General features: G+C 62.2%; 11 protein-coding genes and 1 pseudogene. 5 read left to right on the top strand and 7 right to left on the bottom strand.

All coding sequences use genetic code 11. The features are described from left to right. Nucleotides 1-5: 5 nt before the first annotated feature. The 3 genes and pseudogenes from J3485_RS22690 to J3485_RS22685 form a co-directional block, all read right to left on the bottom strand. Nucleotides 6-809 (bottom strand): phosphate/phosphite/phosphonate ABC transporter substrate-binding protein, encoded by an 804-nt coding sequence (locus J3485_RS22690; RefSeq protein ID WP_242538890.1) that lies wholly within the window; start codon nt 807-809, stop codon nt 6-8. 301 nt (nt 810-1,110) lie between these two features. After that, a pseudogene (locus tag J3485_RS29080) lies at nt 1,111-1,356 on the bottom strand (MFS transporter); the annotation flags it as partial. A gap of 72 nt (nt 1,357-1,428) precedes the next feature. Continuing rightward, nucleotides 1,429-2,769, bottom strand: coding sequence for an aminotransferase-like domain-containing protein (locus tag J3485_RS22685; RefSeq protein WP_374192482.1), 1,341 nt, complete (start codon nt 2,767-2,769; stop codon nt 1,429-1,431). Nucleotides 2,770-2,918: 149 nt separating this feature from the next. Between J3485_RS22685 and J3485_RS22680 the strand changes: the two genes are divergently transcribed. Together J3485_RS22680 and J3485_RS22675 are read left to right on the top strand one after the other, a co-directional pair. Next, a complete protein-coding gene (locus J3485_RS22680) occupies nt 2,919-3,881 on the top strand; it encodes a 3-hydroxyacyl-CoA dehydrogenase family protein (protein ID WP_309477072.1) in 963 nt (320 codons plus the stop codon). An 88-nt stretch (nt 3,882-3,969) separates the two neighbouring features. Next, nucleotides 3,970-5,094 carry a pyridoxal phosphate-dependent aminotransferase gene (locus J3485_RS22675; protein WP_206956557.1) on the top strand — a complete coding sequence of 375 codons (1,125 nt, stop codon included), beginning with the start codon at nt 3,970-3,972 and terminating at the stop codon, nt 5,092-5,094. A 138-nt stretch (nt 5,095-5,232) separates the two neighbouring features. Here the strand turns inward: J3485_RS22675 and J3485_RS22670 are convergent, their stop codons facing one another. Next, nucleotides 5,233-6,090, bottom strand: a complete 858-nt coding sequence (locus tag J3485_RS22670) for a class I SAM-dependent methyltransferase (RefSeq protein ID WP_206956556.1) — start codon at nt 6,088-6,090, stop codon at nt 5,233-5,235. Nucleotides 6,091-6,254: 164 nt separating this feature from the next. Next, complete coding sequence (locus J3485_RS22665) at nt 6,255-7,037, bottom strand: alpha/beta fold hydrolase (RefSeq protein WP_206956555.1); 783 nt, start codon at nt 7,035-7,037, stop codon at nt 6,255-6,257. A gap of 302 nt (nt 7,038-7,339) precedes the next feature. Between J3485_RS22665 and murI the strand changes: the two genes are divergently transcribed. Beyond that, nucleotides 7,340-8,176, top strand: a complete 837-nt coding sequence (gene murI / locus J3485_RS22660) for a glutamate racemase (RefSeq protein WP_206956554.1) — start codon at nt 7,340-7,342, stop codon at nt 8,174-8,176. A gap of 63 nt (nt 8,177-8,239) precedes the next feature. Here murI and J3485_RS22655 read toward each other — a convergent pair whose 3' ends face one another. Further along, entirely contained in the window at nt 8,240-8,809 is a 570-nt protein-coding gene (locus tag J3485_RS22655; RefSeq protein WP_206956553.1) for a hypothetical protein, read from the bottom strand. Between the two features lie 402 nt (nt 8,810-9,211). Between J3485_RS22655 and J3485_RS22650 the strand changes: the two genes are divergently transcribed. After that, the gene (locus tag J3485_RS22650) at nt 9,212-13,417 is read left to right on the top strand and encodes a bifunctional nitrate reductase/sulfite reductase flavoprotein subunit alpha (RefSeq protein WP_206956552.1); all 4,206 of its coding nucleotides are present in this window, start codon (nt 9,212-9,214) and stop codon (nt 13,415-13,417) included. A 27-nt stretch (nt 13,418-13,444) separates the two neighbouring features. Here J3485_RS22650 and J3485_RS22645 read toward each other — a convergent pair whose 3' ends face one another. Further along, nucleotides 13,445-14,605, bottom strand: coding sequence for an iron-containing alcohol dehydrogenase (locus tag J3485_RS22645; RefSeq protein ID WP_206956551.1), 1,161 nt, complete (start codon nt 14,603-14,605; stop codon nt 13,445-13,447). 255 nt (nt 14,606-14,860) lie between these two features. Here J3485_RS22645 and J3485_RS22640 point away from each other — a divergent pair, with 255 nt between their 5' ends. After that, nucleotides 14,861-15,589: a FadR/GntR family transcriptional regulator gene (locus J3485_RS22640; RefSeq protein WP_206956550.1), complete on the top strand. Its 729-nt coding sequence runs from the start codon at nt 14,861-14,863 to the stop codon at nt 15,587-15,589. Nucleotides 15,590-15,640: the final 51 nt, after the last annotated feature.

The following is a 15,640-nucleotide window of genomic DNA, read 5'->3' as shown; positions in this document are numbered from 1 at the left end:
CTTCTTCAGAGTTGCCCGAATGCAGGCATCGAATGTCCGGCAATCCGCGACAACGCTTGGTAATCCGTCACATCGGGAAACGCGAAGCCGGATAAAAGCAGGCGTGCCTTGAGCGGCGCCAATTCCGTGGCGGATTCCACCGCGCCGAAGGCCATCCGCAGCCGGCTGAGCACGTCGCCGTTAAGGCTTGCGGTCGACACCACGGGCGGAATCGGCGTGAACTTCGTGCTGGCCACCACGCGGACCTTCGATGCCAACTCCGGCTCATAGGCGCGCAGCAAATCGTGGTAATAACTATCCAGCGGCCCGACATCGATCGTGCCGGCATCGAGTGCCGCAATCACGCCGCGCGCATTGACGAGACCCCCGATGGCGTCGCGATAGAGCTTCTCCTTACCGGCTGCTCGGTAAGGCGCAAGGTGATGGCGCACCGCGACGCCACCGGACATCGAATCGTCGAGCGTATAGCCGATGCGGCCGCCGAACGTGTCCTCCAGGGTGCGATGGGCGGACTTTGCCGCCACCGCGAATTCGGTGAAATACACGGGCCTTCCGCCATAATGCGCGAGCGACGGTATGGGCGCCGCAATGAGCTGCGGTTGGGGCGAGCGCTGCGCAAACGGCAAGCCGCACATCATTGCGGCGCCAAGATCGGTGCGCTGCCATAAAGCGGCAAGCGGTGCGGGTGCGTCGTAGTCGATCACACTCCACTCGAGATTTGCCCGATCCAATATCCAATGAAATAGCGCTTTCCAATCTTCGCGTGCAACTGGATTGACCGAGTACATCCGGGCATTGGCGATCGGCATGGCAGATGCGTCCGGTTCAAAAGTTACGAATTCTAGTGAGGACGCATCGCGGCACAAAAGCATAAATCTCGCTATTCATATGCTCATCGATCGATAGCGATTAACTATTTGGAACACCTCGATCGGGCCAGAACAGCGGATGTCGGCGTGTTATCGGGTTTTCGGGTTCTTCTTACGGATTAAAAACGAATTCGGCGTACGAAAAACACCGAGAAAACAAACTCCGGTAAACGCCGTTTCATGCGAGGCACCCGCAGCATCGCTTCTTGTTTTCATACACAACTTCGCATGCAGGACACGCTCAGCGTGCCATGCCTGGAGCCGGACGCGTTGTCGTCCATGCGAGCGCAGCGCACGTAATCTGAACGAGACCTCCAAGCAGCATCGCGAGACGCAGACCACTTGGCCCGCCATGCGCCGCCGCGAACACGGCCCCAAGGACTGCGACATCGAGCCTGCCGGTGCTTTGCCGCGTTAAGGGCAGCAGGAACAATACGCCATACATACCGAACGTCATGCCGGCCGTGGCGGTTATCGCGCCGCGAAATTCCGTCTTGCAAGGACGCGAGCAGGCCGCCTAGCGCGGGTGATTGCTCAACATGCACCTCAACTCACTCACTCAATTACCAGGAACGGAAAGCGCCGCAGGCGTAGAAACGATATCGGCAATGATCTGAAGTGCATCGCGCAATCGCGACTGATTCTGCGCGGCCCCCGTCGCGATCCGTATGGCGTTCTCACTACGTTCGCCGTCGACGGCGAATATATCCGCCGGCGAAACGATGACGCCCTGTGTTCTCGCAACCTCGGCAAACTGGGTGCGATGCCAGTAGGTAGGCAGCTTCAACCAGATAAAGAGCGGTCCGACGTGTATCAGATCGCGAAACTCGACGAATACCGACTCGGCAATCGACATCCGAAGACGCGCTTCGGCGCGCACCTTGGCGATATGCCGCAAGGCGGAGTGATCGGCCATGGTCTGGTTCACCAGCGCCTCTTCGATGGGCGCGGGACACAGCATGGTAGTGCGGAGTAAATCATTGAGCTGCGAGGCTGCCCGCGCGCTCGGTGCGACGACATACGCTACACGCATGCTCGGCGACAAACATTTGGTAAGGCCAGCGATATAGTACGTACACTCCGGCGCGAACTCGGCGAGCGGCGGCAACGGATGTTCGACTAGCTGACCATAGACGTCGTCCTCGAAGATCGTGAGGCCGAGCCTGACAGCGACTTCCGCAAGTGCTTTTCGGCGCGCGACGGACATCACTGCGTTCGTGGGATTCTGGAAAGTCGGCACGCAATACAAGGCCCGGGCTCCCGTTTCACGCGCGGCCTGCTCGAGCGAGGCCGGAATAAGACCCTCATCGTCCATCGCGACGCCGCGCAATCGGATATCGAGCATGCCGGCCATCCCCCGAACCGTCGGCCAGGTCATCGATTCCGTCAGCAGCGTACCGCCATTGCCGACCACGAGCCGCATCACAGCGAGCAATGCTGCCCGCGCGCCGGCACTAGCCACCACGTGCGCTTCGATCGCCTTCGAGAATCGCGGTTGTAGCCATTCGATAGCCGCGGGCGCCGCGCGGCTATCCTTGCGCCCCGTTCGCGCGGAAAACAAGGCAATACCTTGATCCCCGCCCAGCGCAATCAGTGCGCTCGACAGATCAAAGGGAATCTTCAATACCGGCGACCATACCGAGGATAGATCCATGACCCCCGATCCTGCGGCGGCGTTTTCCCGCAGCGGCCCTGGTTGCGGCTCGCCGGCCGCAATCGTGGTTCCGAGCCCCGGTTGTGTGTCGATCAATCCTCGTTTTCGCGCTTCGCTCCATGCTCGAGTCACGGTGGTGAAATGCAGGCCCAGTTGGCGAGCAAGCTCACGCTGGGACGGCATCGGCAGACCGGCCCTCAGTTCCCCTGAATCGATGCCGCTGGCAAGCGCCTTGACGATACGCATGTAGGCCGGACCATGGCCAGTCGTCATATGGTTGGCTACATACACTGCAACATGATCTTCCATACAGATCCTTGTGACGGCAATGCTCGATCACTACGCTTCTCATCGTTGAACGCCGAATCCGGCTGTGTTCAAGGAATGGCTCGGCGATGAGTGCATGCAATTTTATAGACAACTATGGCGGGTGTATGCAAGAGAGACAGAGTGTAATGATTGGTTGCGGGATCATGGGCCGCGACATCGCAGCGATTTTTCTGGCCGGCAACTGGACCGTGCAGATCGTGGAGTCGAACGCGGCGAAATGGCCGGACGCGGCGCGGCTTATCGCGGCAGCCGTGCAACAGTTGGGGGCATCGTTCGATCGCGACAGGCTCGTTTTCAGAGCAGGACTCAGCGATGTGGTTTGGGACGATACGGACGTAGTGCTGGAAGCCATCGTCGAAAATTTGGATGCGAAGCAGGCCCTCTTCGAATCCCTCGATCATCGGGTTCCGCCGCACGTTCCAATTGGGTCCAACAGTTCGAGCATGCGAATCAGCGATGTCGCGCAGCGCTGTAAAACTGCTTCTCGTATGGCCAACACGCACTTCTTTCAACCGGCCCACCTGGTCCCGCTCGTCGAAATCGCCAAGGGGGAAAAAACCGACGCGACAACCATCGACGCGCTATATGCGATCTTCCGAGAACTCGGTCGTGCACCGGTGCGCGTGAATAAGGATGTACCGGGCTTCCTTGCGAACCGGATTCAGCACGCGCTGATGCGAGAGGCTTTTTCGGTGATCGATAGTGGACTCGCGAGTGCCGGCGATGTCGATATTGCTGTGCAGTTCGGTTTTGGCTTTCGATACGCGGCAGCCGGCCCGATTTTGCTCAAGGAGTTCGCCGGCTTCGATACGCAGCATGCCGCCGCGAGAGTGATCTATCCGTCCCTGTGCAACGACACCATACCGAGCCGGACGCTTGCGGAACTGGTCGCTCGGGGCCACCTCGGCATGAAGACCAAACGCGGCATGCGTAGCTGGACGGAAGCGGAAATTGCCGAGGCGCAGGCACGCTACGAAACTGCGCTGATACGTGCCGCCCAGGTGCTGGGGCCGGTGCCGGCGAACTAGAAGAACTGAGTGCGAGCACCTATTTCATGAGGAGACACGCGTGCATCGTTCATCACGGATGTTGGAAGTAAAAGAAAGCCCCGCTACGATGCTTTCGAAGAAAGCGCGCGCGCTCAGTGCGCAAGGCAAAAGCGTCATCAATTTCGCATCGGGCGACATCGACTTCCCTACTCCCGACGTTGCCATCGAGGCGGCATTGAAAGCGGCGCGCTCCGGGACCGTTGGTTACACCAATGTCGATGGCGAAGGACGTCTCAAGGCGGCAATCGCCAGCGCGTTTCGCACCGCACACGGCGTACCGGTTCACGACGACAACGTCATCGTTTCGACGGGATCGAAGCAGGCGTTGTACAACGGCCTCTTCGTTACCACCGAACCCGGAGACGAAGTGATCATCCCCGCGCCTTACTGGTCGTCGTACATCGACATGGCGGTCATGGCGGGATGTACCCCGGTTATCGTTCCATGTGACGCCGCCAGCGGCTACAAACTCACCGCGGATGCCTTGGAATCCGCCATTTCGCCCCGCACCCGCTGGCTCATTCTGACTAGCCCATCCAGTCCCGTGGGTGCGGTGTACGGTGTCGACGATCTGCTTGCGCTGGGTGCGATCCTGATCAGACATCCCGACGTATTGATCCTGTGGGATGAGCTTTATGAGGCCTTTGTCTGCAATGGCCACTCACATCTGGCTTTCTCGGCGGTTGCTCCGACACTCAAGGATCGGATACTCACCGTCGGCGGCGTTTCCAAGTCTTACGCGATGATGGGTTGGCGTATCGGCTGGGGTATCGGCGCACCGGAGCTGATTGCCGAAATGGCCAAGATTCAATCGCAGATCACATCGTCGCCTTCCAGCATTGGACAGGCGGCAGCGCTTGCCGCGCTCGTCGATGGCGCGGCGGCGCGGGAAGCGCTTGTCCAACGTGTGGCCGAGAACCGGCAAATGGCCACCGATATGATCGGCACGATGGATGGGCTCCGGATAGCAGCCGGCGCCGGCGGCATTTATCTGTTTGTCGACGTTTCCGTATTTGCGAACGACGATCGCGACTTTGCCGATGCGTTGCTCAACGAAACCGGCGTGCTGGTATTGCCGGGAGCGGATTGCGGTGCGTCGCCCTACATCCGGATCAATATCGCGCGGCAGCCGCCACAGATCGAAGCCGGAATGAAACGCCTTCAGCAATTCCTGCGAACCCGAGGTCGGTAGACATTCGAAGAGACAATCATGGTGCTCTGGGGCGCCGATCCAAGTCGCTGCCGGGATTGCCGTTGGGCTTGGACCGACCTCCGCGAGACGGGAATCCCAGGTATCTCATGGTTAAACACCCCATCGCGTCGGGCCGATCTACGTGCCGGCCACGAGGAATGCTTCGCCCGTCGCCGGCCGCAATCCGTCCGCGCGATCGGAGAAATAGCGCTGTGCCAGATCGTCGGCCGAAATATACCGGGCCTGCGCGAAGCCTGCTTCGTGCGCGAGCGCCACGACTTCATCGGGCGTGAAGAAACTGATGAACGGCGTGCCGGCCGCACGCGCACGTTCGTAGACGGTCTCGTGCCGCGGCCGTTCCTCCGGGGCAAGCAGTTCGAGCGGCAACAGAAAAGTCATGGCGAGCGTCGATCCTTTCGGCAGCGCGGCGACGCGTCGAAGCATGGCCATGATCGCCTCTCGCGTCAGATACATCGACACGCCCGTCGACGACACGAGAGCCGGACGGTCGGCATCGAAGCCATTGGACAAAAGCTCGTCCCACCACGATGCACCGGCCTCGAAGTCCACGGGGACCAGCCGCAGCCAAGGCGGGACGCCAAAGCCCAATTCCATCAGGCGTCGGTTTTTCCATCGCTGCGCCGCGGGTTGGTCGACTTCGAATATGAGCAAGCTGCCGGCTACGTCGGGCCTGCGCTGTGCGAACGTATCGAGACCTGCGCCAAGTAGAACGTACTGCGGAACGCCGCGCGCGGCCGCTTCGATCGCCAACTCCTCGATATAGCGTGCACGTGCGACGATCGAAGCGCGATAGCCGCGCGTACCCTCGGGATGCATGTCGGGCCTATCGCGCCAACCGTCAGCGGGCGCGATGAGCTTGAGCCCGATCTCGTCTTCGAGCACGTGAGGCGGTGCATCGACCTGAACATGCATTGCGCGCCAGAGCGCAACGCGTACCGCGGTTGCATCGGGTGCTTCGCTTCGATCGTCCGTCATGGTGGCATGTCTCCGGTGGCTCAAGTCGTGCGGAACGCACCAAAATATACCGTCCATGCGGTTCGATTGCAGCGTCGAGCGTTTGCGAATGAGCAAGCGTTCTTAAGCGACACCCAGCGGATTCGAAATCCGCAACTGCCGTGCACCGCCCATGTTTCGCTGCATCACTTATCCAATTCGCGGACGAATCGCTCGATCAGCGACGCCACGGCGCCAGGCGCTTCGAGCGGCGATAGATGCCCGGTACCGGGCAGAATTTCCATCCGCGCTTGCGCAATACAAGGTAGCAACGACTGACGCAGCGTTTCGGGGCTATCGACGCGATCATGCTCACCGGCAATGACGAGCACCGGCACGTCGATAGCCTTCACTAGTTCCGAAATATCCTCGCGCATCGCAACGTTGGGCCAGGCCGCTTTGGCTTGCGGCACGCCGCGAAGGCTATCGGCGATCACTTGCTCGCGAGCTTCGACATCGAGCGATCGTGCCGTCAGGACATGATCGAGCACGCCTTCGATCGATTCGCGCGAGTCGTAAGCGCCGACCATCTGCGCCCTCTGCTCGTCGCTGAGCGCCATCGGCACGGGCGGAGACGGCGCGACAAGGACGAGGCCTGCTAAACCCTCGAGACGCCGAGCGGCCAAATATTGCGCGACCTTGCCGCCCATCGAATGACCGACGAGCACGTAACGTTGCAGGCCGAGGCCGTTGATGACGCGTTGCGCGTCGCCGGCGAGATCGCCGATCCCATAACCATCGGGGGGCGCATCCGACTCGCCCCAGCCGCGATGGTCGTACGCAATCGTTCGATGGCCGGCCGGCAATGCATCGATCACCCGTTGCCAGGTGCGCGACGAGCCGCCCCAGTAATGCAGGAAGACAAGCGCCAAATCGCCGTCACCCGCTTCCTGGACATGTATGCGAATACCGTTTGCTTGAATTGTCATTGCGTCGCTCCTAAAAGATGGGGTCGTCGGCCGCGGCAGCCGACAATGCCTGAAACAAGGAGCGATGCTAGTCTGACAGACGCCGGGTGATAATCAGTCGTTTTTGAGCGGCAGTCGATCACAGGACGATTGAATTGATTGATGATCGAATTGGCCATCATCGAATCATGACGCGCGCGAATCGTCCGCGAACGAACCAAACCGCTTCTGTGTATCATCTCGTCGATTGCGGCGTGTCTACAGCGCGCCCGTATCGCTGCGCCACCCATGCGCAGACATTCAATGCCTTACGTGAAACCGACATGATGACCCGCGACGCGCCGATCGGCGTTTTCGACTCAGGGCTCGGCGGCCTCTCCGTCCTCGACGCAATGCGCGCGCGGCTGCCGAACGAATCGATGGTGTATATCGCCGATTCCGGCTACGCCCCCTACGGCGAAAAAACGGATGCTTTCATCCGGCAACGCAGTAAAGCCATTGCCGACTGGCTCGTCGAGCGTGGGGCGAAGATGATCGTCGTCGCTTGCAACACGGCCACCACGCACGCGATCGGCTACCTGCGATCGTCGCTGACGGTTCCCGTGGTCGGCGTGGAGCCCGGCGTGAAGCCGGCCGCATTCGCCACCGTGAGCGGTATCGCGGGCGTGCTGGCAACAGCGGCTACGTTGCGTAGCGATCGGCTCAAAGCGCTGATTGCCGAGCACGAGGCACGGTGCCGTTTCGTTTGCCAAGCAGGTCACGGTCTCGTCGAGCAGATCGAACAAGGTAGGCTCGACGGCGCGATCGTCGACGATTTGCTCACGCGCTATCTCACCCCGATGGCTAATGCCGGCGCCGATACCGTCATCCTCGGATCGACGCATTTCGCGCTGCTCGCCGCAACCGTGCGCCGCTTGTTCGGCAATCGCTTCGCGTTGATCGAGACGGGCTCGGCGATCGCGCGGCGCGTGCAAGCGCTGTTGCATGAAGCTAGCCTAACCGCACACGCGCATGCCCCCGGCAGCGTCGAATACTTCTCCACCGCGCATTCGGCCGAACAACGCCAGCCGTTGGTTGCCATCGCAAGCCGCTTGCCGATGAGCGGACCGCAGTTGTCCGTCGCGTACGCCCACATTGCGCACGCGTTAGCCGACGCCTAGCGTTGGCGCTCACCGCAGCATTAGGCGTCGCTCGCTTACGAATGCTCGTAGCTCAACGCATGCTCAATCGGGATTTCCGCTCGGCGCAATGACGCTCGACTGGTCGCCCACAAGCAAGAGTTGAGGCACTTGCGAGAACGCCCACGCGTTGCTCCCCGACACGCGGTCGAACACCCACACCAGATCGAATCGAGGGTCGGGCCAACTCGACGGATACGGGCCGCCGGGGAAAATCGCCGCAGCGATGGCCGGGATGTTCTGGTGCTCCCAAGCGACGAGCACGACGCCGCCCACTTCCGTGATAGCAGATGCGAGCTTCGCTTCATCGCCCTTTAGATACTGCGTATCGATCTCGATGCCGAGCTTGGCCGATAGCGGCGTAATCGTGTGTTGGGGCCGCAAGCTATTGCTGTGCTTGCCGATTCCGGAGGCGAACACATGTTGCGGCGTCGCCAACCCGGCTCTGCATCCCTTCCCGGCCGGCGGATCGAACAGTCCGACCAACGCGCCGGCGCGCTGCCAGCCTTGCACGATGAGGTCTGCGGCATCGGCTGTGCCGTCAGGCGACACGCCGCCGATGTTTCCGGTCGGCTTCTCGGCGTGGCGAATCAACATGATCTTCGTCGTCGACATGGCATCTCCATGTGTTGTTCGGTGAGTCTCCTGTTCTTCTCGTGAAAACGCAATCAATTGCGTCTCCCCTCCCCGCACATGAAAAGTGCTGCGTCGCACCATCCCTGTGCCGCACTGCGCTGAAATGTGTTGTCGCGCGGCAAGCTGCCCTCGGATACATAGCCGAACCCCGTCTCCGCTTGAGATTGCGATCGATCGAACGCCTGGCGCAGAACTTGCGTAGGCTTTGTGGTCCGCGCCATCGTGGGTCCGGATGGCTGCATCGCAACACATTTACAAAGAATAAGCAGCATTGGGCAACGGCGTCCGCAGATCCGGTCATGCAATCGGATTTGCAGGACGCTTTTCTATTTTCTGGACCGTAATGAACAGGAATCACGTCGCCATCTCGAGGAACCGCGCGTGACGGACCGAGCCGTCGATACCGTGTGCCCATACTGCGGCGTAGGCTGTGGCATGACGCTGCACGTCCAGAACGAACAAGTCATCAAGATCTCCGGCAACAAGGACCACCCGACCAACTTCGGCCGGCTCTGCACGAAAGGCTCTTCGGCACACGTCGCACTGCGCAAGTCGGGCCGGCTCGAGCACGCGTTCGTGCGCCACGTGCGTCGCGGCGATCCCGTGCCGACGCCGATCGCCGAGGCGATCGACGACACCGCGCGGCGTTTGCGCTCGATCCTCGACGCGCATGGCCCCGACGCGCTGTCGTTCTACGTGTCCGGCCAGATGTCGATCGAAGCGCAGTACCTCGTGAACAAGCTCGCGAAAGGCTTCGTCGGCACCAACAACATCGAATCGAATTCGCGCCTGTGCATGGCCAGCGCCGGTAGCGGCTACAAACTGTCGCTCGGCGCCGACGGGCCACCGGGCTCCTATCAGGACTTCGACAAGGCCAACCTGTTCTTCGTCATCGGCGCGAATATGGCCGACTGTCATCCGATTCTGTTCCTGCGCATGATGGACCGCGTGAAAGCAGGTGCGAAGCTGATCGTGGTGGACCCGCGGCGCAGCGCGACGGCCGACAAGGCGCATCTGTTCATGCAGATCCGGCCCGGCACCGATCTCGCGCTACTCAATGGCCTGCTGCATCTGCTGCACGCGAACGGCCACACCGACGCCGACTTCATCGCGCAGCACACCGAGGGCTGGTGCGACATGCCTGCCTTCCTCGACGATTACACCCCGGCGAAGGTCGCCGAGATCACGGGCATCGCCGAGAACGACATCCGCCGTGCGGCGCAATGGATCGGCGAGGCGCCGGAGTGGATGAGTTGCTGGACGATGGGGCTGAACCAAAGCACGCACGGCACCTGGAACACGAATGCGATCTGCAACCTGCATCTGGCGACGGGCCGCATTTGTCGGCCCGGCAGTGGGCCGTTCTCGCTGACGGGCCAACCCAATGCGATGGGCGGCCGTGAAATGGGCTACATGGGGCCTGGCTTGCCGGGACAACGTTCGGTGCTCGTCGATGCGGATCGCGCGTTCGTCGAGGACGCGTGGGGCATTGCGCCCGGCACGTTGAGAACGTCGGTGGGAGGGGGCACCGTCGATATGTTCTCGCGCATGGCCGACGGCACCATCAAGGCTTGCTGGATCATCTGCACGAATCCGGTGGCGACCGTTGCAAATCGGCAGACCGTCATTGCCGGGCTCACGGCGGCGGAGTTCGTGATCACCCAGGACGCGTTTCTGGACACGGAGACGAACCGCTATGCCGACGTTCTGCTGCCGGGCGCGCTCTGGGCCGAGGCCGAAGGGGTGATGATCAACTCCGAACGCAACATGACGCTCATGCAGAAAGCGATCGAGCCGCCCGGCGAAGCGCTGCCCGACTGGCAGATCATCGCCCGTGTCGCCTGCGCGATGGGTTTTGCCGATGCGTTCGGTTATACGTCGGCCGAAGAAGTGTTCGATGAGATCACTCGTTTCTCGAATCCGAAGACCGGCTACGACCTGCGCGGCGCGAGTCATCGAACGCTGCGCGACACGCCGTTGCAATGGCCTTGTCCACCCGATCAGTCGCGCAATCGCAACCCGATCCGCTACCTGAACGACGGCGTGAGCCAGACCCTGAAAGAACATGCCGACGGCAGCCGCCCGCGCCTCGCATTCCCCACGCCGCATGGCAAGGGCGTGTTCTTCCCACGGCCTCACACCGATCCGGCGGAGATGCCCGATCAGACGTTTCCGGTCGTGCTCAATACCGGCCGGCTTCAGCATCAGTGGCACACGATGACGAAGACCGGCAAGATCGCCATGCTGAACAAGCTGAGCCCCACACCGTTCGTGGAGGTTCATCCCGAAGACGCGACGACCTTGGGCATCGCGGACAAGGACCGAGTCGAGATTCGCTCGCGTCGCGGCCGCGCGGTGCTGCCGGCAGTCGTAACCGATCGCGTGCGCCCCGGCAACTGCTTCGCGCCGATGCACTGGAACGATGTGTTCGGCGACGAGTTGTGCATCAACGCGGTGACGAGCGACGCAATCGATCCGATTTCTCAGCAGCCCGAATTCAAATTCTGCGCAGTCGCTTTGAGTCGGGTCGCAACCGAATCCGAACCTTCATCGCTCGAGCCGGATACTGCTCATACGCAGCCATCCTCCACCCCGGCCGTCGAGGCAGCCCCTTCGAAACAGGAATCCTACATGCCCCGTATTGACGCGCTCGCAGCGCTCCTCGATCTCGGCGACGTCGCCGCACCGTCGCTGTCCGGCGCGGAACGCGTGTATCTGGCCGGCTTCGTCAGCGGGCTGCGTTCGTCCGCGGGAAGCGACCGTGGCGTGCCGATGCTGCCGACGAATGCCCCCTTTCCGGCAACGACCCGTGCCTGGCTCGACGGTTTGCTGGCCGGGCTGTTCAGCCGCAGCGACGTACCCGGTGCGGCCGCGCTCGCAGCGCCTGCCGCTCTGGCGCTCGCCGACGAGAAGGCGAGCGAAGCGGCGAATGAAAGGGGCGCCGGCATGCGAATCGCTCACACGCGTCCGAAGGTCGTGTTGCTGTGGGCTTCGCAAACCGGCAATGTGGAATCGCTGGTCGAACGCTACGCGACGCAGTTGATGAAGTCCGGCTTCGAGATCCGTGCTACGTGCATGGCCGACTACGCGATCGCCAACCTCTCAAAAGCGCAGTACGTGCTGCTGATGACGAGTACCTTCGGCGACGGCGATCCGCCCGACAACGGTCAGGATTTCTGGACCTCGCTGAAAGCCGACTCCGCACCTCGTCTCGGCTCCCTGCGCTACGCGGTGCTGGCATTCGGCGACCGCAACTACGACCAGTTCTGCGGACATGGCCGCAACCTCGATAGCCGGATGGCGGAACTCGGCGCGGCCCGCCTGCTCGATCGCGTGGATTGCGACACCGAATTCCAGCCGGATGCCGACGCGTGGCTCGAGCGCATCGCCGTGCGTATCAAGGAAGACGATGCAGCGCTGCACGCGGTGCCCGCGGAAGGCGCGATACCCGAGGTGCTGCCCGGCTGTGCGGCGACGAAGGCGCGGCCTGCTCCGTCGCGTCTGCTCAGGAACGTGCGCCTGAACCAGACCGGCGCATCGAAGGACACGCGTTCGTTTGCGCTCGCGACCGGCGACTCGGGTCTCGAATACGAGGTAGGCGACGCACTGGGCGTATGGCCGACCAATTGCCCGGAGCTCGTCGATGAACTGCTCGGTTTGACGGGGCTCAAGGCGGATGCGTCCGTGTCCGTGTCGGGCATCGGCGACATGCTGCTCGCCGATGCGTTGGCCAAGCACTTCGAGATCGCGCGTCCGAACCCCGAAGCGTTGGCCTTCATCGCATCGCGCACGCCCGAGAACGCGTTGAAATCCTTGCTCGGCGAAGATCGTAAAGCCGACCTCAAACAATGGCTGTGGGGGCAGCAGCTTACCGACGTACTGCATGAATTCCCGGTCGCGCCGACGGCGCAAGAGTTGCTCGGCATGCTCAAGCGCTTGCAGCCGCGGCTGTATTCGATTTCGTCGAGCCCCAAAGTGCACGAGGGCGAGGTGCATCTGACGGTGGCCGCCGTGCGCTACAGCAATGGCCGGCGCGAACGCAAAGGCGTGTCGTCCACGTTTCTTGCCGATCGCGCCGACGATGCGAACGTCCCCGTGTTCGTGCAGAAAAGCACGCATTTTCGCCCCCCGCGCAGCGGCGACACGCCGATGATCATGGTGGGTCCGGGTACCGGCGTCGCACCGTTCCGCGGCTTCCTGCACGAGCGGCGCGCCCGCGGCGACAAGGGGCGCAACTGGCTGTTCTTCGGCGAGCAGCATGCGGCAACCGACTTCTACTATCGCGACGAACTGGAGGGCATGCGCAACGACGGCCTCTTGAGCCGGCTCGACGTGGCGTTCTCCCGCGATCAGCAAGACAAGGTCTATGTGCAGGACCGTATGCGCGAAAGCGGCGCCGAAATATGGGCATGGCTGCAGGAAGGCGCGAGCTTCTATGTCTGCGGCGACGCGAGCCGGATGGCAAAGGATGTCGATGCCGCGCTGCGATCGGCGGTTGCGTCGCACGGTGGCCTGTCCGATGACAAGGCCGCCGAATATGTCTCCTCGCTGACGAGAGACAAGCGGTACGTGCGCGACGTCTATTGATGCGGCGTCGCGCTATCCCGCTGCACGCTAAAACGCCGCGCGATAAATCGCCAAAGCGTCCGCCTCGGTCACGGGCCGCGGATTATTGACGAGCAACCGCTGCTGCAGCATGGCGTCTTTCGCCATGCGCTCGAGGCCGTCGCGCTCGATGCCGACCTCACGCAACGTCGACGCAATGCCCGTGTCGGAGATCAAGCGCTCCACGTGATCGATCAACGCGCGCGTCTTTTCTTCGGCACTGCCCGTGACCGTGGGCAGCACGGCTTCGGCGAGTTCCGCATAGAGCGGCGCGGCAGCTTGCGCATTGAACTTCAATACGTGCGGCAGCACGAGCGCATTCGACAACCCATGCGGCACGTGATAAATCCCGCCGATCGGATAGGCAAGCGCATGAACGGCTGCAACGGGCGCATTGGCGAACGCTTGTCCCGCGAAAGTCGCACCGAGCAGCATCGCTTCACGCGCTTTGCGCTCGTCGCCATTCGTGCACGCCGTCAGTAAATGGGTCGACAGCAGTTGCAACGCGCGCACGGCCAACATGTCGGAGATGGGATTTTTCAAACGTGCCGACGTATAGGCCTCGATTGCATGCACCATCGCGTCGATACCCGTCGCTGCCGTGGCCGCGGCCGGAAGTCCCAACGTCAGCTCCGCATCGAGGATCGCGAGATCGGCGATCAATTGCGGCGCCACGACGCCCATCTTCGTCGCCTCGCCCACCGTCACGATCGACACGGCCGTCACCTCCGAGCCCGTGCCGGCCGTCGTCGGGATTTGCACGAGCGGCACGCGCACTCCTTCGACTCGATTGACGCCGTACATGTCGGCAAGCGTTTGTTGGGACGCGAGCAAAACGGATAGCAGCTTGGCGACGTCCATCGACGAACCGCCGCCGAGCCCGACGACGAGTTGGGCCTGTGCATCGCGCGCGCGCTCCGCGGCCTCGAGCACGACGTGTTCGGGCGGATCGGCCACGACGTTGTCGAGCACGCTCACCGTCCAGCCGTTCGCAGCCAAATCCGCGAGCGCGGGCCCGAGCAATCCGCTGCGATGAAGAAACCCGTCGGTGACCAAGCAGAGCCGCGCAAGCGCCGGATAGCGCTCGCGCAGCAACGCGCCGAGGCACCGCGCGGCGCCGAATTCGACCACGATCGTCGGAACGGTTTGAAAGCGAAATGCCTCGGCCATGCTCGGTCTCCGCTCGCGGTGCCGGCTCGCGTCTTGACGTGCGAAGCTTGTCGCTCACATCGCCCGCTGCCGTTCGGACCGCTCTGCGTCGCATTGTATGCGCGATGCGCTGAAACAGTGCGGCGCAAGCGCACAGGGGGCGCGCACAAGGGTTAGTTCCGGTCGTAAGGGGCACATCCCATGTGCTATCCTGCCGAACACTTCGCCGGCCGCATAACGGCCGCATAAGCGCGAAGTAGACATCACGCCCACCCTATGGACTATCGACATCTCAAGAACCGCAAGAGCATGCACGCGCGGATCGTGCAGGAACTCGGCATCGAGATCGTCAGCGGCAAGTTCGCACCCGGCGAACGGCTGCCGCCCGAACCCACGCTGTGCGAAGCCTATGGCGTAAGCCGCCCCGTATTGCGCGAAGCTACGCGTGTACTCGTCGCGAAAGGGCTTGTCGTATCGAAGCCGCGCGTAGGCAGCGTGGTGCGCCCGCGCGAAGAGTGGCACATGCTCGATCCGGACGTTCTGTTCTGGACGATCAACGTCACGCCGGAAGGCGAATTCTTTCGTTCGCTATTGACCGTTCGCCGCATTATCGAACCGGCGGCCGCCGCGCTGGCCGCGACCGAAGCGACGCAAGAGGATATCGTGCGCATTCGCCAAGCCTTCGAGCGGATGGAGCGTGCGCAGACGGCGAGCGAATTGCTCGAACCGGATCTCGAGTTTCACCGCGCCGTGATGGCCTCGACGCACAACGACATGCTCGCCTTCATCGGCAACATGATGTCGATGGCCTTGAGCGAATCGATCAAATTGACGAGCCGTCACCCCGATACGCATGCGTTGTCGCTGCCGCGGCATAGGGCGATTCTGACCGCGATCGAGCATCGCGACCCGCTGGGGGCGCGACAAGCGAGCCTCGTGCAGTTGGAACATGCGAAGGCGGATGCGGAGACGATTCTCGTCATCGGCGCGCGCACCGAACGTTAGACGATTTCACGATGAAAATGCGCCGAGCGCCCTCGCCCGTTGCCGGCGAAG

The organism is Trinickia acidisoli (genome assembly GCF_017315725.1).
Classification (GTDB): Bacteria; Pseudomonadota; Gammaproteobacteria; order Burkholderiales; family Burkholderiaceae; genus Trinickia; species Trinickia acidisoli.
The sequence above is the reverse complement of the archived record's forward strand: the minus strand, read 5'-3'. Positions and strand labels throughout refer to the sequence as shown.

What these genes read in the sequence shown, in the direction of transcription:
- J3485_RS22690 (WP_242538890.1), bottom strand. Translation starts at nt 809, where the DNA reads ATGCCGATCGCCAATGCCCGGATGTACTCGGTCAATCCAGTTGCACGC.
- J3485_RS22685 (WP_374192482.1), bottom strand. Translation starts at nt 2,769, where the DNA reads ATGCGTATCGTCAAGGCGCTTGCCAGCGGCATCGATTCAGGGGAACTG.
- J3485_RS22680 (WP_309477072.1), top strand. Translation starts at nt 2,919, where the DNA reads ATGAGTGCATGCAATTTTATAGACAACTATGGCGGGTGTATGCAAGAG.
- J3485_RS22675 (WP_206956557.1), top strand. Translation starts at nt 3,970, where the DNA reads ATGCTTTCGAAGAAAGCGCGCGCGCTCAGTGCGCAAGGCAAAAGCGTC.
- J3485_RS22670 (WP_206956556.1), bottom strand. Translation starts at nt 6,090, where the DNA reads ATGACGGACGATCGAAGCGAAGCACCCGATGCAACCGCGGTACGCGTT.
- J3485_RS22665 (WP_206956555.1), bottom strand. Translation starts at nt 7,037, where the DNA reads ATGACAATTCAAGCAAACGGTATTCGCATACATGTCCAGGAAGCGGGT.
- murI (WP_206956554.1), top strand. Translation starts at nt 7,340, where the DNA reads ATGATGACCCGCGACGCGCCGATCGGCGTTTTCGACTCAGGGCTCGGC.
- J3485_RS22655 (WP_206956553.1), bottom strand. Translation starts at nt 8,809, where the DNA reads ATGTCGACGACGAAGATCATGTTGATTCGCCACGCCGAGAAGCCGACC.
- J3485_RS22645 (WP_206956551.1), bottom strand. Translation starts at nt 14,605, where the DNA reads ATGGCCGAGGCATTTCGCTTTCAAACCGTTCCGACGATCGTGGTCGAA.
- J3485_RS22640 (WP_206956550.1), top strand. Translation starts at nt 14,861, where the DNA reads ATGGACTATCGACATCTCAAGAACCGCAAGAGCATGCACGCGCGGATC.